This window comes from Methylobacterium indicum (assembly GCF_001043895.1).
GTDB classification, from domain to species: Bacteria; Pseudomonadota; Alphaproteobacteria; order Rhizobiales; family Beijerinckiaceae; genus Methylobacterium; species Methylobacterium indicum.
Genome location: NZ_JTHF01000054.1, coordinates 1 through 17,325 on the forward strand (window position 1 = coordinate 1; position 17,325 = coordinate 17,325).

The following is a 17,325-nucleotide window of genomic DNA, read 5'->3' on the forward strand; positions in this document are numbered from 1 at the left end:
TGGATGGCCGGAATAACGAACGCGCCTCGGAGCACTGCGCCTGTGATCCGCAAGGGGGGGGGAAGCGGACCCTCTATCGCCGGCGCTACGATCCTCACCCGAGAAGAGGCGGGCCATCTTACCGGATCCGGAACCAGCAGAGTTATCTACGGCGCCGGATCCGCCTGTTCGGGGAGGCGCGCTTACTGGATGAGGCCGAAGGTTTTTCGTACGTCGTCGATGAACGCGGCCGGGTTTTCCATCGCAGCGAAGTGGCCACCCCTGGTCGGTTCGTTGAAAAAGCGCAGGTCTGCAAATCGCCGCTCGGCCCAACGCCGTGACAGGCGCACCGCTTCGCCGGGAAACATGCTGATGCCAGCTGGTATCGGGATCGGCGCGCTAAACATTCCTTCCGCTCGGCCTTGAGCGTTCTCCCAATAGAACCTGGCAGCACTCGCACCGGCATTGGGAAGCCAATAAAGCATGATGTCATCGATTATGTGGTCGAGCGGGATTGCTTGTTCGGGCGCACCACCGCTGTCGGTCACGTCGCGAAACAGCGCATAGATCCAGGCAGCGAGGCCTACCGGCGAGTCCGCCAGCGCGAAAGCGATCGACTGCGGCCGCGTATTCTGCAGCTGCATATAGCCGGAATGCTCGCTCCAGTAGCGTCCTGCATCGGCGAGCATCGCCCGCTCTGCCGCTGTCGCCTCCGCGATTTCCTCGTCGGTGGGGCGGAACATGACCATGTTGAGGTGGATGCCTGCGAGTCCCGGGGGGCGCATGTGCGCGAGAGCCGTTACGACGGCCGCGCCCCAGTCGCCGCCCTGCGCCATCCAGCCCTCCCCGTAGCCGAGCCGCTGCATCAGTTCGCCCCAGGCCCGTGCGACGCGCGCGACGCCCCAGCCCGGAGCGTTCGGCTGGTCAGAGAAGCCGAAGCCCGGCATCGACGGGATCACGAGGTGGAAAGCGTGTCGCGGGTCACCGCCATGGGCTACGGGATCCGACAGGGGCCCAATGACGTCTCTGAATTCTAGGACCGACCCCGGCCAACCGTGCGCCAGGACCAGCGGCATCGCGTTGGGTTCTGGCGAGCGCACGTGGAGGAAGTGGATGCCAAGTCCGTCGACGGTGGTGAGGCTGCTGCCCCAGCCGTTGAGCAGCGCCTCAGCGGTGCGCCAGTCGTAGCCGCTGCGCCAACGGTCGACGAGCGTACGCACAGCGCCGAGTGGCGGACCCTGGCTCCCGTCCGTGACGGTACCCGCATCGGGCCAGCGGACTCGATCGAGCCGTTGGGCAAGGTCCGCGAGGGTTGCATCCTCAATTCGGATCGGGAACGGCGTGATGGCATCGGTCATGGCACAATCCTCGTCGACCCGCAGAGCCGGGGGTGAGGGCGGCGCCCCCGCGTCCTCGTTCATGACCCGTCCCCTGCGAATGGTCGGGGTGTTATGGCTGGCCCTCACTCCCATCGTCAGATGGGCGCACCGCGACAGGCTGTTGCCGAACTGGAACGACGATGCAGCTGGATGACCTGCGCGCTTTCGCCCGTATCGCCGACCTGCTGAGCGTGTCGGCTGCGGCGCGCGCGTTGTCCGTGCCGAAATCCAGCATCAGTCGCTCGCTCGCCCGGCTGGAGCGCGATGTGGGAGCCGCGCTGGTCGATCGCTCGACCCGGCACCTGCGCCTCACCGATGCGGGCGTGGCGCTGTACCCGCACGCGTTGCGCATCGCCGTCGACGTGGACGAGGCTGCGGCCGCGCTCGACGGCCTCGCGGGTGTGGCCCGGGGCACGTTGCGGGTCAGCCTGCCGTTCACCGTCGCGGTGGCGCTCGTATCGCCTATGCTGCCCGCGTTCCTGGCCGCCAACCCGGAGGTGCGGGTTGTGCTCGACGTCGAGAACCGCTTCATCGACATGCCCGTGGAGCCCGTCGACCTCGTGATCCGAGTCGGCGCGCTGCCCGACAGTGACCTGATCGCGCGCCGCCTCATGATTTCGGAAACCTGGACCTGCGCCAGCCCCGCCTACCTGGCCGCCAGGGGCACGCCCGCCAGCGTCGCCGACCTCGGAGATCATACGCTGATTGCCTATTCCGATCGTGCGACCACCTGGGGGCCCGGGCCGGCCGGCGACGGTGTGGAGCGCGTGGAGTTCCTGCCTGCGGTGGTCGTCTCGGACTCCGCGGCGCTGCTGCCGGTGGTTTTGGGAGGCGGCGGCATCGCCCGCCTGCCCGACTTTCTCGCGGCCGCCCCGGTCGCGGACGGCAGGCTCGTTCGCCTCTGGCCTAGGCACGGAGGCGATTTGATCGACATTCACGCCATCTACCCCAGCCGCCATAGCCTCTCGGCGAAGGTGCGGGTTTTTATCGATGCCTTGCTGGCCTGGCTTCCTGAAGTCGACCGGCGTTGAACCCGCGACGCATGGTTTGATCTTCCGTCCAGTGAACAGGCGTGGTCGTAGATGGTCGGGATCTCTCTACGTTGGCATCGCGCATGAACGGCAGTGCCGAAGCGAGTAGCGCTTGATGCTGCGGGACCGCTTTGGGTCGAAAGCTGCCCGAATCGACTCCCCGCATCTGTCCGGGTATGCCCCTGTGGACGGCCGGAACACCGAACGAACCTCGGAGCGCCGCGCCGCGCTGCAGTCCGCTCTGGTTGAAAGCCGCATTTCATGTCCTTCTTCAGCAAGGAAGACCAATTGATTGACAAAGGCGTCTTCAGCCGTGCTGAGATCGCACGGCGGCAACGTCGAGTTCCGTTTCTGTCAGCGCCAATCTATGCATTATCAGCCTTCATGGCACTGCGCCTGAAGGGACCTCACGGCAATGCCCTGGACTGCTACCTCGTGGACGCTGCAATCGCCCTGCTCGTAGGGGGCCTCGGCTACGTCCTGACGAGTCTCTGCAATGCCTGGGCGTTTTTTCTTGTGCGCCTGATCTGGCCGAGGAGGGACTGAAGGGGTGGAGATTGTGACGCATGACCGCTCGGGGTCGAAAGCTGACCGAACGATGCTCAAAATCCGCTAGGATATACATATGCGGACAGAAGCGGCCGCGCATAGCTCGCCTTGATGCGCGCTGGGCGACCGATGCGTCCGCCCGCTCTGCTAAAGACTCACTTGGTACGATACACTTAATCTATGCGAATTTCCGCAAGGCGATCGCCCCCTGCCATAATGACTGGTGAGTTCGCCCTTGGACGGCGGTTCGCCAGGCGGGCAGACCGGATTTCAGGTCTGGAACAGCGATCAAGGTGTTGCGCGGTTGCCGCCGAACATCCGTGATCCACGCAGATTTACACCAACTCCGCGGCCGAAACGGCCCGGCCGCCCTTCCTGCGATCGCAGAAGGCGGCCCCCTCACGCCGCCTCCGGCGCCGCCCCCACCAGTTGCCGCGCCTGCAGCACCGACATCGGCTCGCCGAAGGCGAAGCCTTGGGCGTAGTCGCAGCCGATCTCGGCGAGCGCGAGCGCGTCGGCCTCCGACTCGGCGCCCTCCGCCACGATCTCGAGGCCGAGTTCCTGGGCCATGCGGACGATCGAGCGCAGGATGCCGGAGCGGCCGTTCGCCATCTGGCGGACGAAGGACTGGTCGATCTTGATCGTGTCGAAGGGGAAGCGCTGCATGTAGGTCAGCGCCGAGTAGCCGGTGCCGAAATCGTCGAGGCAGAGCCCCGCGCCGAGCTCGTGGATGCGGGCGAGCATCTGCGCGGCATATTCCGGGTTCTCCATCACCAGGGCCTCGGTCAGCTCGAGCTTGAGCGAGCCGGGAACGACGCCGGTGCGGGCGAGCACGGTCTTCACGTCGTGCAGGAGGTCGTGGCGCAGCAGCTGGCGCGAGGACAGGTTGACGGAGGCGAAGATCGGCGGCTCGACCACCAGGGCCTGCTGCCAGGCGGCGAGTTCGGCGGCGGTGCGCTCGAGCGCGAAGACGCCGAGATTGACGATGAGGCCGGATTCTTCCGCGATCGGCAGGAAGACCTGGGGGGCGACGCGGCCGAGCCGCGGGTGGTCCCAGCGCAAGACGGTCTCGAAGCCCGCGACGGTACGGTCCTCCAGGCGCACGATCGGCTGGAAGAGCACCTTGATCTCGTTGCGCTCCAGCGCCCGGCGCAGGTCGCTCTCCAGCATCATCCGCTCGCCGCGGTCGGAGCGCATGGTCGGGCGATAGACCTCGATCCGGTCGCCGCCCTGGCGCTTGCCGTTGATCATGGCGAGCTCGGCGTTCTTCACCACGTCGTCCCGCTTCACCACCGCGCCGGCCTCGTGGAGCGCCACGCCGATCGACGGGGTCAGGAAGATCTCGCGGTCGGCATAGGTGATCGGCGTGGTGATCGCCCGGCGGATGCTGTCGGCGAACGCGATGATCCGGTCGGGGTCGCGCTCGGAGAGCAGGATCACGGCGAACTCGTCGCCGGCGATGCGGGCGAGCGTGTCCTGCGGCCGCAGGAGCCGGTTGAGGCGGCGCGACAAGGTCAGCAGTATCGAATCGCCCGCCGAGAGGCCGATCGCGTCGTTGACCTGCTTGAACCGGTCGATATCGACCACGAACAGGGTGGGTTTCAGGCGCGGGTCCTGGCTCGCCAGGGCGATCGCGGCGTCGAGCCGGTCGTTGAACAATTCGCGGTTGGGCAGGCCGGTCAGGTTGTCGTGCACCGCGTCGTGGAGCAGGCGCTCCTCGGCGATCTTCGACTCGGTCACGTCCGCGATGGTGCCGACGATGCGCACCACCTCGCCGTCGGTGCCGATCACCGGCCGCGCCTTGAGGCGGAACCAGTAATACGGCCCGGCGGCGGAGCGCAGGCGGAAATCCTGGGAGATCCGGCCGCGGCGCTCCTCGATCACGGTGTCGAGGGCCGCCGAGTAGCGCTCGACGTCGAAGGGGTGGAGGAGGGAGAGCCAGTTCGCCTGCGGACCCTCCAGCGCCCCGCGCTTGAGGCCGAGCTGTCCCTCGATCTCCGGGCCGGCGAAGACCCGGTCCCCCGGCACGTCCCAGTCGAACACCACGTCGCCGGCCCCCGTGAGCGCCAGCGCGCGGCGCTCGGTGTCGGAGACGAGGCTGTTGCCGATCCCGCCGCCCGCGAAGGCGTGCTGGAGCACCGTGAAGCCGATCAGCATCACGATCAGGACGAGGCCGCCGATCAGCGCCGGCTGGACGAGGTCGTTGTGGAGCTGGCCGGTGATGGCGAAGCCCGCCGCCACCACCCAGGCCAGCAGCAGCAGCCAGGTCGGGATCAGCAGGATCGCCCGGTCGTAGCCGTTGTGGATGGCGAGATAGACGATGAGGAGCAGGCCGACGCCCGCGACCGTCGCCACCGAGATCCGCGCCACGCCCGCCGCCACCGGCGGATCGATCACCGCGAGGCCGACGAGGCCGGCGAGGAACAGGAGCCAGATCAGCGCGACGTGGCTGTAGCGGACGTGCCAGCGGGCGAGGTTGAGATAGGCGAACAGGAACACCAGCAGGGTCGCGCCGAGCACGGCCTCCGCGGAGGCGCGATAGATCCGCTCGGCGGCTTCCGTGACCGGGAAGATTCTCTGGAAGAACCCGAAATCGATGCAGGCATAGGCCAGCACCGCCCAGGCGAGCGCGGCCGCCGCCGGGAAGATGATCGCGCCCTTGACCACGAACACGATGGTCAGGAACAGGGCCAGCAGCCCGGCGATGCCGATGATGATGCCCTTGTAGAGGGTCAGCCCGGTCGCCTTCTTGCGATAGGCATCCTGATCCCAGAGGTAGACCTGCGGCACGTTGGGCGTGCGCAGCTCGGCCACGAAGGTGACGGTGGTGCCGGGATCGAGCGTGATGACGAACTGGTCGGCATCGGGACTCTCGTCGCGCTCGGGCCGGATGCCCTGGCTCGCCGTGATGGCGGCGATGCGCGAGCCGCCGAGATCGGGCCAGACCACGCCGGAGCCGACGAGGCGGAAATGCGGGGCCACCAGCAGGCGGTCGATCTGCTCGTCGGTGTCGTTGGTGAGCGCAAAGACCATCCAGTCCGGGCGGGCGCCGGTCTCGCGCGCCTTCACGGCGATGCGGCGCACGATGCCGTCCTTGCCGGGCGCGGTCGAGATCTGGATCAGGTCGCCGTCCGAGCGGTAGCGCTCGATCGCCGGGGTGAGGTCGATGGCCTGCGAGTCGAGGGTGACGCGCACGGCCTCGACCGCGCGGGCCTCCGGCGCGGCGAGGACCAGCCCGGCGAGGGCGGCGAGGCAGGCGAGGACGAGTGAGAGCGTACGCAAGCTTCGGGGTCTTCCGACCGGACGGGGGCGATCGCGGCCACGGGGCGGCATGAGGAGAGGCCGGACCGTACTGACGCCCAAGCTTGCGGGCAAGGCGGAGGTCCCGGATCTCCCCGGCCGTCCGCGAGCGCGACCGTCGGCGGGCTTCGATCGCTCCGCTTTGCGGCCAAATCAAGTTGTGGCGGCGTTGCCGGGGCCTGCCTCGGCGAGGGTGACGACCTCCCAGCATTCGGGGTGGCGCATCAGCTCGGTCAGGAATGCGAAGGTCAGGGCGTGGGTCGGGCAGTTCGCCACGATGCGCCCGAGGATTGGCCGGCCGGCCAGCGCGAGATCGCCGACGAGGTCGAGGATCTTGTGCCGCACCGGTTCGTCGGGGAAGCGGGCGCCGCCCAGGACCCGGCCGCCGAGCAGGATCGCCACCCGCCCGGGGCGGGCCCCCCGCAGCAGCGGCTCGCGGTCGCGCGGGTGCATCCGCGCGTCGGTGTCCGGGCCGATCGGGCGGCTGTGCTCCGGCTGCGCCAGGGTCGGTTCGGGCCCGTCGCCGCGCACCGTCTGGGCGTCGAAGGAGCGGGCCCAGAGCCGGTCCCGGGTTCCGGCCGGTAGCAGCGTGCGGGCGAGCCGGGTCTTGAGCAGCGTGCGCCAGATCAGCGAGGCGTTGCCGAAGCTGCGGCTCGGGGCGATCTCAGTGCGGAACGAGGCCGGATCGATCGGGCCGGCCCAGCGCAGCACGCCGAAGCCCGGCAGCCGGTCGGTGCTGACGTCGACGGCGAACGCCTCGGCCGGCTCGGCCCGCAGGAAGCCGTGCATCCCGTCGACCTGGAAGGGAGCCCGGATCCGCAGGACCTCGCGCGGCCGCTCCTGCACCACCCGACCGGCCGAATCGATCAGCCCGCACCAGCGCGACGCCGAGCCGTCGAGGATCGGGATCTCGGTGCCCTCGACGGTGATCGCCGCGTTGTCGATGACGGAGGCCGAGAGCGCCGCCATCAGGTGCTCGATCGTGCGCAGCTTGCGCCCGTCGGCGAGGGCCAATGCCGTGCACATGCGGCTGGCGATCCAGGGCACGGTGGTGGCGGGCACCGCGGGTCCGGCGCCCGGTACCGCGAAGCGGATGCCGTGACCGGCCGGGGCGGGCGCGATCGTCACGCGGGCGACGCGGCCGGTATGCATCCCGGGCCCGCGCACCGACACGCTCCGGCCGAGCGTCGCCTCGCGCTGCATCGCGTCAGGCTCCCCGCAGCGCCTTGCCCACGGTGTCGAGGCTCTGCAGCGTCTTGATCGGGCCGATCGCCGCCAGGGTCGGCGCCCCGGCGATGAGCGCTCGGCCGGCGGCCCGCACGTCGTCGGTCGTCACGGCATCGACCTTGGCGATCACCTCGGCGGCGGGGATCACCCGGCCCCAGGCGAGGAGCTGGCGCGCCGTGCGCTCGATGCGCCCGCCGGGGGTCTCGAGCGCCGAGAGCAGGGCGACCTTGAGCTGCGCCTTCGCCCGGGCGAGTTCGGCCTCGTCCACGGTGTCGGCGGCGTCGCGCAGGCAGGCGAGCGTCACGTCGACGAGGCCCGGCAGGTCGGAGCCCGCGGTGCCGGCGCCGATGCCGAACAGGCCGCAATCGCTGAACGGCCAGTGGAAGGCGTGGATCTCGTAGGCGAGCCCCCGGGTCTCGCGCACCTCGTGCCAGAGCCGCGAGGTCAGACCGCCGCCGAGCACCTGGGCGAAGAGGTGGGTGGCGTAATACGTGTCGTCGCGGAACGACAGGCCGGGCAGGCCGAGCACCAGGTTGGCCTGTTCGAGCTTGCGCTTCATCCGGCGCTCGCCGCCGCGATACTGCCCGGGCACCGCTTCGGGCGCCTCGCTGGCCGGCATCGCGCCGAAATGCTTTTCCGCCGCCGCCACGATGGCGTCGTGCTCGACGGCACCGGCGGCGGCCAGCACCATCCGGCCCGGCGTGTATTCGCGGGCGAGATAGGCCTCGATCGCCGCGCGGTCGAAGCTCTGGATCGTCTCGGGCCGCCCGAGGATCGGCCGGCCGATCGGCTGGTCGGGGAAGGCGGCCTCCGTGAAGGCGTCGTAGACGACGTCGTCGGGGGTGTCCTCGACGGCGGCGTATTCCTGCAGGATCACGCCCTTCTCGCGGGCGAGCTCGCCGGCCTCGAAGACCGAGCGGGTCAGGATGTCGCCGAGCACGTCGAGGGCGACCTCGGCATCCTCGCCGAGCACCCGGGCGGTGTAGCTGGTCTGCTCGACGCTGGTGGCGGCGTTGATCTCGCCGCCGACATTCTCGATGTCCTCGGCGATCTGGCGGGCCGAGCGCGTCGCCGTGCCCTTGAACGCCATGTGCTCGATGAGGTGGCTGAGCCCGTGCTCCTCCGGCCGCTCGTTGCGCGAGCCCGCCCCGACCCAGACCCCGAGGGTCGCTGTGGCGACTCCCGGCATCGCCTCGGTGGCGACGGTGAGCCCGTTGGCGAGCCGCGTGATCTTGAGGTCCGGCGAGGCGCCGAGCGTCGCGAAATGCTGGTTCATGCGGCACTCCTCAGGATGCGGGCGCGCTCGCGGATCGCCCGCTCCACCGCCGCCTCGTCGTTCGGCAGCACGGTGAAGCGCTCGCGCCGCTCCAGGAGATCCGCCAGATGCGGCGGGAGGGCCGGGCGCACGCCGGTCGCGGCCTCGACCGCATCCGGGAACTTGGCGGCATGCGCGGTGGCGAGCGCCACCACGGGGGTCGCCGGATCCTCGGCGAGCGCTTTACGGGCGGCGCGCACGCCGATGGCGCTGTGGGGATCGATGATCTGGCCGGTGCCCTCGTAGACGTCGCGGATCTCGGCGACGACCTCGTCCTCGGGCACCGCCGCCGCGTCGAACTCGGCCCGGATGCGCGCCAGGGTCCGCTCGTCGAGCGTGAAGGCGCCCGATTGCTTCAGGCCGGCCATCAGCCGGTTGACGGACGCCGCGTCGCGGTCGAGCGCCTCGAACAGCAGGCGCTCGAAGTTCGACGAGACCTGGATGTCCATCGACGGCGAGGTGGTCGGCGCGACGCCCCGCACCTCGTAGGAGCCGGTCGCGAGCGTCCGGGTCAGGATGTCGTTGGCGTTCGTCGCGATCATCAGCCGGCCGACCGGCAGGCCCATGCGCTTGGCGGCCCAGCCGGCCAGGATGTCGCCGAAATTGCCCGTCGGCACCGAGAACGAGACCGGGCGGTGCGGGCTGCCCAACGCCACCGCGCTGGTGAAGTAGTAGACGGCCTGCGCGGCGACCCGGGCCCAGTTGATCGAGTTGACGCCCGAGAGCCGGACCTCGTCGGCGAAGCGCGGGTGCTGGAAGAGCGCCTTCACGATCGCCTGGCAATCGTCGAACGTGCCCTCGACGGCAAGCGCGTGGATGTTGCCGGCATCCACCGTGGTCATCTGCCGGCGCTGCACCTCGGACACCCGGCCATGGGGGTAGAGGATGAACACGTCGACGTTGTCGAGGCCGCGGAACGCCTCGACGGCGGCGCTGCCGGTATCGCCCGAGGTGGCACCCACGATGGTGGCGCGGCTGCCCTTGGCCTTCAGCGCGTGGTCCATCAGCCGGCCCAGCAGCTGCATCGCCACGTCCTTGAACGCGAGCGTCGGGCCGTGATGCAGCTCGAGCAGGAAGAGGTTGTCGCCGAGCTGGGTCAGCGGGCAGACCGCCGGGTGCCGGAAGGTCGCGTAGGCCTCGTCGATCATCCGGTCGAAATCGGCCTGCGCGATCTCGCCGTCGACCAGCGGCGACAGCACGGTCTTGGCCGCCTCCGCGTAGGGCCGCCCGGCGAGACCCGCGATGGTCTCGCGGGAGATCTGCGGCCAGCTCTGCGGGATGTAGAGGCCGCCGTCGCGGGCGAGCCCCGCCAGCAGCGCGTCGGTGAAGGTCAGCGGCGCGGCGGCGCCGCGGGTCGAAACATGGAGCACGGTGATCAGTCCTGAGGCCGACGGCAGGCCCTACACGAATCCGGACCGCGCGTCAGCCCGCGGCTCAGGCGCTGGTGCCGGGCGCCTTGCGCAGGCGGCAGCCGGTGATCCGCCACGCCCCGTCCGCGTCGCGCTCCAGGGTATAGAGCGCCTCCCAGTCGGTGCCGTCCTGGTCCTGGATCCGCACGCCCTGCGCGAGGCTTCCGTCCGGCAGTTCCTCGTCGGTGCCGAACTCGAAGCGGCGGTTGCGGTAGACCGCCGCGTAGGCCTGCCGGACCATGCCGATGAACAGTTCGGGCGTGCCAAAGATCGACCGGATGGCGGGCGCGGCCTGGGCGTAGGCCGTCGCCGCGTCGTCCTGCCGGAAGGCGTCCTGCTGGCGCCGGATCACCGCCCGGGCCGCCTCCCGGTCGCCGCTGCCGGCCGCGAGGGCGCCCTGGCCGACGGCGAGCAGGGTCATCAGGGCGACGAGGGTGCGCATGGCCGGGCCCTCCTGGGTGTGTCTTTATGGGCGGTGTCCGATCGGGATAACGCAGCGTAGCAGGCCGATGCCGCGCACACAACTTGTCCTCGTCCGAACATTTTGGGAATGGCGGACGGTCGCGGAGGGAAGGGGGCGGGTGCCTGATCATCAGCGTCCCGGTTCCCGTAGAGGCCGAATCTCCTACCCTCTCACCTCATCATGAAGTGTTAGTCGATCGAAGATCGACTGACCTCGAAGGAGGGCTCCAGAGAAACCTCCGAGATCTCTGGAGCCCTCCTTCGAGGCCTCCTGCGGTCGAATGCGATCGCCGATCGCCAGCACCTCAGGATGAGGTGGTGGATGGAGGAATTGATCGCGACGGTTTTGCGATCGTTTCGTTGGTTGTTGTGATTTCTGTCGAGTGACTGAGCTCGCCTATACCCCGCTCGCCTTCCGCCCCAACTCCACCACCCGCAGGTTGTTGGTCGTCCCCGCCCGGCCGAACGGGATGCCGGCCACCGCCACCACGAGGTCCGGGACCTGCGCGAACCCTTCCTGGGCGGCGACCTCCGCGGCGCGGTCGACCATCGCCTCGTAGGAGTCGATCTCCGGGCCGAGCACCGAATGCGCGCCCCAGTACAGGCTGAGGCGGCGCGACACCGCCGTGTCGGAGGTCGCCGCCAGGATCGGCACGTTGGGGCGCTTGCGGGCGATGCGGGCGGCGGTGGTGCCGCTCGACGTGAAGGCGACGATCGCCGCCGCCTCGATCGCGTCGGCGAGGGTCGCGGCCGCGGCGGCCACGGCGTGGGGCGGGCTGTCCTCGACCTCCGGCTCGCTCGCCCGGACGAGGGAGCGGTAGAGCCGGTGCTGCTCGGTGCGGCGGATGATCCGGTCCATGATCGAGACCGCCTCGATCGGGTAGCGCCCCGCCGCCGACTCGGCCGAGAGCATCACCGCATCGGCGCCGTCATAGACGGCGGTCGCGACGTCCGAGGCCTCGGCCCGGGTGGGGGAGGGCGCCGACACCATCGATTCGAGCATCTGGGTCGCCACGATCACCGGCTTCACCGCCCGGCGGCAGGCGCGCACCAGTTCCTTCTGGCGCCCCGGCACGTCCTCGGGCGGCAATTCCACGCCGAGATCGCCGCGGGCCACCATCACCCCGTCGGCGATGCGGATGATGTCCTCGATGTGGTCGAGCGCCGAGGGCTTTTCGATCTTGGCGATCAGCCCCGCCCGGCCGGCGATCAGCCCGCGCGCCTCCATCACGTCGGAGGGGGTCTGCACGAAGGACAGCGCGACCCAGTCGACCCCGAGATCGAGCCCGAAGGCGAGGTCGCGCCGGTCCTTCTCGGTCAGCGGCGAGAGGGCCAGCACCGTGCCCGGCAGGTTGACGCCCTTGCGGTTGGAGATCGGCCCGCCGACCACCACGTCCGCGTCGATCGCGTCGTCGTCGACGCCCGCGACCCGCACCCGGACCCGGCCGTCGTCGATCAGGAGTTCCTGGCCCGGGGCCACGGCGGCGAAGATCTCCGGGTGGGGCAGGGGGATCGCGTCCGGTCCGCCCTCCCGGCCGTCGCGCACGAAGCGGATGCGGTCGCCGGTGGCGAGGTCGAACTTGTCCCCCCGCAGGGTGCCGATGCGGATCTTCGGGCCCTGCAGGTCCTGCAGGATTCCGATCGGCCGGCCAGTCTCCTGCTCCAGCGCGCGGATCGCGGCGTGGACCTTGGCGTGGTCGTCGTGGGTGCCGTGCGAGAAGTTGAGCCGGAAGGTGTCGACCCCAGCAAGGAAGAGGGCCTTCAGCCGCTCCGGCGTGTTGCTGGCCGGGCCGACGGTGGCGACGATCTTGGCGTGGCGGTGGCGGCGCATCGGGCGCTCCTTGCTCTCGCGGGGATTTCGGAATCAGGGCTTGGTGCGACGGTAGACGTTCGTGAAGCTGACGTTCATGCCGCCGCAGGACGTGTTGTCCTCGGCAAGGAGGAAGGGCGGCAGCAGCCTGAGGCGAATCCGGCAATCGCCGGGCTCGCCGGCGGCGAAGGGCAGTGTGCCCCCGTCTCCCATCGTGAAGGCGAGGAACGCTCCGCTCGGGGCTGTCGTGCCCTCGACGCTGCCCATGTTCACGGCACCGCGGCGGACGCGGTCGGGGTCGAGGGCGCCGTAGGTCGCATCGCCCTTGACCGAGAGCGTGCCGGCGGCCCTGCCCGGCCGGATGACGAGGGTCTGCTCGGGGGCCGTCCAGGTGCCGGTCCAGTCCGTCGGGCCGGGCGCGGGCGGCTCCGGCGCGCGGTCGACCGATCCCGCGGGCAGCCAGCCGGAGCGCACCGCGCCCGCCTTGCCGACATAGGTGGCGCAGACGTAGCCCGGCATCGTGCCGCCGAGGATCACGGTGTTGCCCGGCACTACGAACGCCTTCTCGCGGCAGGCCGGATCGGGCCCGGGGCATCCCTTGCGGTCGGACGCGCCCTGCACGAAGGAAACGCGGGCCTCGCCGGCCTTGACCGTGCCGAGGCTCGGACCGGGACCGAGGGCGCCGTAATCGACGCAATCGCCCTCTCCCGCGAGGGCCGCTCCCGGTCCCGCGAGCAAGGCCACAACGAGCAACCCCGCGCCACGCCGCGTCCCACCCTCCATCGCCACCATCCTGTCGCGCGTTGCCCCGTCGCCGCGAAAGCTAGGGCACCTTGGACCAAAGGAGCACCCGTCGGGGCCGCAATCGCATCGTCCGCCGCGGCGCCACGCTCTTGACGCCGGTTATGCTGCAACGCACCCTGTCTCCAAGAAACGTTCCGGCGACGATACGTAGGGGGTATCGACGGTCATGCTGTTTCAGCCGCCCGTGTTCGAGACGATCTTCCGCACACCCGTCGAGCATCGTCTGGTGATCCGGGGGTCGCGTAGCCGCGGCGCCCCGCTCGACGGCGTGCGCTGGTACCACGACGAGTTCGACGCCGCCGGTGCCCTGGTGGCCCGCTACGAGACCTACGACGAGACCGACGCGGCGGGCCAGGCGCGCTGCGGCTGGCGCCGCTACGATGCGGCGGGGCGCCTCGCCGCCCGCCACGAGGTGGCGATGCGCTGGTCGGCCCTCGTCGCCCTCAAGCAGTCGCGTCGGGGCGCCGAGATCGCCCTGCAGCGGGCCGGTATCCCGAGCTCGTCGGCGCCGCTGTCCCGCCGGGTGCTGGCGGCCTGACGCCGTCTCACCGCTTGACCCCTGGGGGTCGATCACGGCCCCGATCCCGACCATGACTGTCCCTCTTCATGTCGCGTCGTCGCACCGAATTACCCACCCGGCCCGATGAGTCGGGCCGGGTTTCGGCTGTCCGCGATCCCGTGAAGTGCTGGTGGTGCCTCTTGGCGCCCGGAAGGTCTGTTCCGTCATGTTCGATACCGATGCAGTGCTGCACCTCCTGTGCGGCAAGATCTCCGCTGGAAAATCGACGCTCGCGGCCCGCCTCGCCGCCGAGCCCGCGACGATCCTGGTCCGGGAGGACCAGTGGCTCGCCGGGCTCTATCCGGGCGAGCAGAACAGCCTCGCCGACTACGTCCGCAACGCCGGGCGCCTGCGCGGCGTGATGGCGCCGCACCTCGTCGCGCTGCTGCGGGCCGGGCTGTCCGTCGTACTCGACTGTCCGGCGAACACCCCGGAGAGCCGGGCCTGGATGCGGACGATCGTCCACGAGGCGGAGGTGGCGCATCGGCTCCACTACCTCGAAGCCGACGACGCGCTGTGCAAGGCGCGCCTGCGCGCCCGCAACGCCGCCGGCACGCACGAATTCACGGTGGACGACGCGGCATTCGACCTGTTCACCCGCTACTTCGTGCCGCCGGCTCCGGAGGAGGGGTTCGACGTGGTGCTGCACCGGCAGGAGGCGTAGGGCGCCGCTGCCGGGGCGGGCCCTCGCCTCACCCGGACGTCAGCATCACGAAATGTCCGTCCGGGTCGCGCAGAAGGGTGCCACCGCCCATGGCGGATCGAGATACCGGCTCGGCCGGGACGAGCCGGTCGGCATGGGCGGCGCGGGCGGCCGCGAGACCCTCAGCGTCGGCCATCGCGATCACCAGCCGGGTCGCCGCCACGTCGCCGATCGCGAGGTCGGAGACGGTCCGCGGATGCTCGCCGCGGTAGCACAAGAGCTCGACATGCGGCGGCCGCCCGTCCGGGAAGCCCAGCCCCGTCACCTCCACGGTCGGGGAGGGCACGGCGTCGAGGCGCGCCTGTTCGGGACCGGTATTGAGCGAGCGCGATACGACGGAGAGCCCGAGGGATTCGTAGAACGCGACGCTGCGGGCGGTGTCGGCGACCGAGATCGCCGAGTGGTCGAGGCCGAGGCAAGGATCGAGGCAAGGATCGGCCGCTCCCGGCCGTCGCCAGGCTTGCGGAATCGCGTCCGGCGGGAAGGCCAGGAATTCGAGGGGATGGCCCTCCGGGTCGCGGAACTTGAACGCCGTCACGCCGCCCGAGGCGGCGGGCAGCCGCACCGGGCCGTCGGTCGAGATCGGGCGCCAGCCCGGATGCGCCGACAGGCGGGCATGGGCCGCCGCCATGTCGGCGACGATGATGGCGCAGTGCTGGAAGAGCGGGCTGAAGCCCGGTACGTCGCCCGGATAGGGCCGCCCGGCGGGCGCCGCCGTCGCGAGGTCGAGACGCTGCTCGCCGAGGCGCAGGGGCACGACATCGCCCGGCGCCGCCTCGGCGTCGGTGAAGCCCAAAGCCGCGCGGTAGAACGCCGCCAGCCCGTCCGGGTCTGCGGCGGCGAGGGTGATCCGGGCGAGACGCAGGGCTTGCGGGCGGGCGGCGCTCACGGGGTCTGCACCCCGCGCCGGTCGAGGAAGATGGAATAGAGCGTGTGCGAGCCGCCGATGAACAGGCGGTTCTTGGTCGGCCCGCCGAAGGTGATGTTCGAGACCGGATGCGGCACCAGGATCTTGCCCATCAGCTTGCCCTCCGGGCTGATGCAATGCACCCCGTCGGCCGCGCTCGACCAGACGTTGCCGTCCTCGTCGACCCGCATCCCGTCGCAATAGCCCGGTTCGATCTTGTGGAAGACGTCGCCGCCCGACAAGGCGCCGTCGGGCGCGACGTCGAAGACCCGGATGTACTGGCGCGGGTCCGGCTTCGACTGGTCTCCCGTCTCGGCGACGTAGAGCCGGCGTTCGTCGGGCGAGAAGGCGAGGCCGTTCGGCCCGTCGAAATCGCCGGCCATCACCTGGATCTCGCCCGTTCGCGGATCGAAGCGGTAGAGGGCCGGGGGCTGCTCGGATGTCTGCCGCCCGCCCTCGTAGTCGTTCGAGATCCCGTAGACCGGGTCGCTGAACCAGATCGTTCCGTCCGACTTCACCACCACGTCGTTGGGCGCGTTCAGCCGCTTGCCGGCATGGCGCTCGACCAGCGTCGTGACCGTGCCGTCGTACTCGGTGCGGGTGAGGCAGCGGCCGCGATGCGAGCAGGCGATCAGACGGCCCTCGCGGTCCCGGGTCTGGCCGTTGGCGTAGTTCGAGGGCGCGCGATAGACCGAGAAGCCCGCACCCTCGATCCACCGCATGGTGCGGTTGCGCGGCAGGTCCTGGAACAGCAGGCAGTCGGCGTCGCCCATCCAGACCGGGCCCTCGATCCAGCGGAAGCCGGAGCCCAGCTCTTCGAGCGGCGCATTGGCGAGAACGTAGTGCTTGAAGCGCTCGTCGTGGATCTCGAACCCGTCCATGCGATCACCGGAACCGGCAGGCCGCGTCGGTGGTCGGGGCCGAATCGTACTGGACGATCATCAGCACCGCCGGCTCGTCCCCGACCGTGCCGGAGCGGTGGCCCTTCTTGCCGTCGACCTCGCGGACGTTCTGGTCCTCGCCGAACGAGATCTCGCCCGGTCCCATCTCGACCCGCGTGCCGTCCATCGATTCGACGAACCAGCGGCCGGACAGCGGGATGATCCATTGCGGTTTCGGATTGGGGTGCCAGTCGCCGGTCCAGCCGACCGGCTGCACGGTCACGAACACGGTGGCACCGTCATGGGTCTTCTGCCCCTGCCATTGCGGCGGGGCCGGCGGCGACATCGACTTCTTCTCGAACTGGGTGAAGGCGCACCGCGTCTGGTGGCTGATCCCGTCCGCATCGGCCCAGAGGTGCCAGTAGGGGATTTTGGGCGTCTCGTCGCTCATCGGGCGGTCTCGCTGAGGCTGTAGGGCTTCGAGGAGGCGAAAGGGTGCGAGACGAACGTCTCGACCGTCGCCGCCCCGGTGCCGAAGGTGACGAGCAGAAACCCGCCGGCGAGCGCGAGGTTCTTCCAGAAATCCCAGAAAAGCTCGCGGCCCTTGCCGCCGGACCAGAAATCGCCCGGCTTCCAGAACTGCTTCCAGAGCAGCGCCGTGACGCCGCAATAGCCGGCGAGCACGAAGGCGGCGAAGCGGTCGGCGATGCCCGTGAGGATGCCGAGCGACATCACGATCTCGACGAACAGGCCGGCCAGGATCAGCGCCGTCGCCGGAGCGGTGGCGTGGACAGCCTGTTTCGCCTGCCCCACCGCTCCGCGGAAGTTCAGGATCTTGTCCAGCGCGCTGAACGGCAGGAAGAGCATCACCAGGAGGAGCCTGACCCCGAACGCGACCGCGATGCTGAAGGTTGCCATCCGCCCGTGACCTCGCTGCCCAGTTTCGCATGTGCGAAAAGCTAAGTGGGGCGGCTCGACCTTCGCGCCAGCCCCGCCATATCCGCCTCGCA

Annotated in this window: 16 protein-coding genes; 4 read left to right on the forward strand and 12 right to left on the reverse strand. The window is 70.0% G+C overall.

The features are described from left to right. Nucleotides 1-182 precede the first annotated feature (182 nt). Nucleotides 183-1,337 (reverse strand): epoxide hydrolase family protein, encoded by a 1,155-nt coding sequence (locus QR78_RS06875; RefSeq protein ID WP_048426768.1) that lies wholly within the window; start codon nt 1,335-1,337, stop codon nt 183-185. Nucleotides 1,338-1,498: 161 nt separating this feature from the next. Between QR78_RS06875 and QR78_RS06880 the strand changes: the two genes are divergently transcribed. Beyond that, nucleotides 1,499-2,389 (forward strand): LysR family transcriptional regulator, encoded by an 891-nt coding sequence (locus tag QR78_RS06880; RefSeq protein WP_048426769.1) that lies wholly within the window; start codon nt 1,499-1,501, stop codon nt 2,387-2,389. Nucleotides 2,390-2,650: 261 nt separating this feature from the next. After that, nucleotides 2,651-2,935, forward strand: a complete 285-nt coding sequence (locus QR78_RS33940; RefSeq protein ID WP_125901235.1) for a hypothetical protein — start codon at nt 2,651-2,653, stop codon at nt 2,933-2,935. 402 nt (nt 2,936-3,337) lie between these two features. Here the strand turns inward: QR78_RS33940 and QR78_RS06885 are convergent, their stop codons facing one another. The 7 genes from QR78_RS06885 to QR78_RS06915 form a co-directional block, all read right to left on the reverse strand. Continuing rightward, nucleotides 3,338-6,220, reverse strand: a complete 2,883-nt coding sequence (locus QR78_RS06885) for an EAL domain-containing protein (RefSeq protein WP_048426770.1) — start codon at nt 6,218-6,220, stop codon at nt 3,338-3,340. Between the two features lie 171 nt (nt 6,221-6,391). Continuing rightward, nucleotides 6,392-7,441, reverse strand: coding sequence for a UDP-3-O-acyl-N-acetylglucosamine deacetylase (locus QR78_RS06890; protein WP_082171994.1), 1,050 nt, complete (start codon nt 7,439-7,441; stop codon nt 6,392-6,394). Nucleotides 7,442-7,445: 4 nt separating this feature from the next. Then, nucleotides 7,446-8,741 carry a M16 family metallopeptidase gene (locus QR78_RS06895; RefSeq protein WP_048426771.1) on the reverse strand — a complete coding sequence of 432 codons (1,296 nt, stop codon included), beginning with the start codon at nt 8,739-8,741 and terminating at the stop codon, nt 7,446-7,448. Further along, complete coding sequence (gene thrC, locus QR78_RS06900) at nt 8,738-10,150, reverse strand: threonine synthase (RefSeq protein WP_048426772.1); 1,413 nt, start codon at nt 10,148-10,150, stop codon at nt 8,738-8,740. Before thrC ends, QR78_RS06895 begins: the two co-directional genes overlap by 4 nt. 64 nt (nt 10,151-10,214) lie before the next feature. After that, nucleotides 10,215-10,631 (reverse strand): DUF4864 domain-containing protein, encoded by a 417-nt coding sequence (locus tag QR78_RS06905; protein WP_048426773.1) that lies wholly within the window; start codon nt 10,629-10,631, stop codon nt 10,215-10,217. Nucleotides 10,632-11,048: 417 nt separating this feature from the next. Beyond that, on the reverse strand, nt 11,049-12,482 hold the full coding sequence (gene pyk / locus QR78_RS06910; protein WP_048426774.1) for a pyruvate kinase: 1,434 nt from the start codon (nt 12,480-12,482) through the stop codon (nt 11,049-11,051). Between the two features lie 33 nt (nt 12,483-12,515). After that, nucleotides 12,516-13,205 (reverse strand): hypothetical protein, encoded by a 690-nt coding sequence (locus tag QR78_RS06915; RefSeq protein WP_053220829.1) that lies wholly within the window; start codon nt 13,203-13,205, stop codon nt 12,516-12,518. Nucleotides 13,206-13,431: 226 nt separating this feature from the next. Between QR78_RS06915 and QR78_RS06920 the strand changes: the two genes are divergently transcribed. Both QR78_RS06920 and QR78_RS06925 read left to right on the forward strand, forming a co-directional pair. Next, on the forward strand, nt 13,432-13,803 hold the full coding sequence (locus tag QR78_RS06920; RefSeq protein ID WP_048426776.1) for a hypothetical protein: 372 nt from the start codon (nt 13,432-13,434) through the stop codon (nt 13,801-13,803). A 187-nt stretch (nt 13,804-13,990) separates the two neighbouring features. Further along, nucleotides 13,991-14,488, forward strand: coding sequence for a P-loop nucleotide/nucleoside kinase family protein (locus QR78_RS06925; protein ID WP_048426777.1), 498 nt, complete (start codon nt 13,991-13,993; stop codon nt 14,486-14,488). A gap of 28 nt (nt 14,489-14,516) precedes the next feature. Here QR78_RS06925 and QR78_RS06930 read toward each other — a convergent pair whose 3' ends face one another. From QR78_RS06930 to QR78_RS06945, 4 genes are all read right to left on the reverse strand, one after another. Further along, entirely contained in the window at nt 14,517-15,416 is a 900-nt protein-coding gene (locus tag QR78_RS06930; RefSeq protein ID WP_053220830.1) for a VOC family protein, read from the reverse strand. Continuing rightward, a complete protein-coding gene (locus QR78_RS06935; protein WP_048426778.1) occupies nt 15,413-16,315 on the reverse strand; it encodes an SMP-30/gluconolactonase/LRE family protein in 903 nt (300 codons plus the stop codon). Before QR78_RS06935 ends, QR78_RS06930 begins: the two co-directional genes overlap by 4 nt. A gap of 4 nt (nt 16,316-16,319) precedes the next feature. Continuing rightward, on the reverse strand, nt 16,320-16,766 hold the full coding sequence (locus tag QR78_RS06940; protein ID WP_048426779.1) for a cupin domain-containing protein: 447 nt from the start codon (nt 16,764-16,766) through the stop codon (nt 16,320-16,322). Then, a partial coding sequence (locus tag QR78_RS06945; RefSeq protein ID WP_342029887.1) for a DoxX family protein occupies nt 16,763-17,325 on the reverse strand: 563 nt, incomplete at its 5' end. The genes QR78_RS06945 and QR78_RS06940, both read right to left, overlap by 4 nt.

What these genes read in the sequence shown, in the direction of transcription:
- QR78_RS06935 (WP_048426778.1), bottom strand. Translation starts at nt 16,315, where the DNA reads ATGGACGGGTTCGAGATCCACGACGAGCGCTTCAAGCACTACGTTCTC.
- QR78_RS06905 (WP_048426773.1), bottom strand. Translation starts at nt 10,631, where the DNA reads ATGCGCACCCTCGTCGCCCTGATGACCCTGCTCGCCGTCGGCCAGGGC.
- QR78_RS06890 (WP_082171994.1), bottom strand. Translation starts at nt 7,441, where the DNA reads ATGCAGCGCGAGGCGACGCTCGGCCGGAGCGTGTCGGTGCGCGGGCCC.
- QR78_RS06920 (WP_048426776.1), top strand. Translation starts at nt 13,432, where the DNA reads ATGCTGTTTCAGCCGCCCGTGTTCGAGACGATCTTCCGCACACCCGTC.
- QR78_RS33940 (WP_125901235.1), top strand. Translation starts at nt 2,651, where the DNA reads ATGTCCTTCTTCAGCAAGGAAGACCAATTGATTGACAAAGGCGTCTTC.
- QR78_RS06895 (WP_048426771.1), bottom strand. Translation starts at nt 8,741, where the DNA reads ATGAACCAGCATTTCGCGACGCTCGGCGCCTCGCCGGACCTCAAGATC.
- QR78_RS06925 (WP_048426777.1), top strand. Translation starts at nt 13,991, where the DNA reads ATGTTCGATACCGATGCAGTGCTGCACCTCCTGTGCGGCAAGATCTCC.
- pyk (WP_048426774.1), bottom strand. Translation starts at nt 12,482, where the DNA reads ATGCGCCGCCACCGCCACGCCAAGATCGTCGCCACCGTCGGCCCGGCC.
- QR78_RS06940 (WP_048426779.1), bottom strand. Translation starts at nt 16,766, where the DNA reads ATGAGCGACGAGACGCCCAAAATCCCCTACTGGCACCTCTGGGCCGAT.
- QR78_RS06875 (WP_048426768.1), bottom strand. Translation starts at nt 1,337, where the DNA reads ATGACCGATGCCATCACGCCGTTCCCGATCCGAATTGAGGATGCAACC.
- QR78_RS06880 (WP_048426769.1), top strand. Translation starts at nt 1,499, where the DNA reads ATGCAGCTGGATGACCTGCGCGCTTTCGCCCGTATCGCCGACCTGCTG.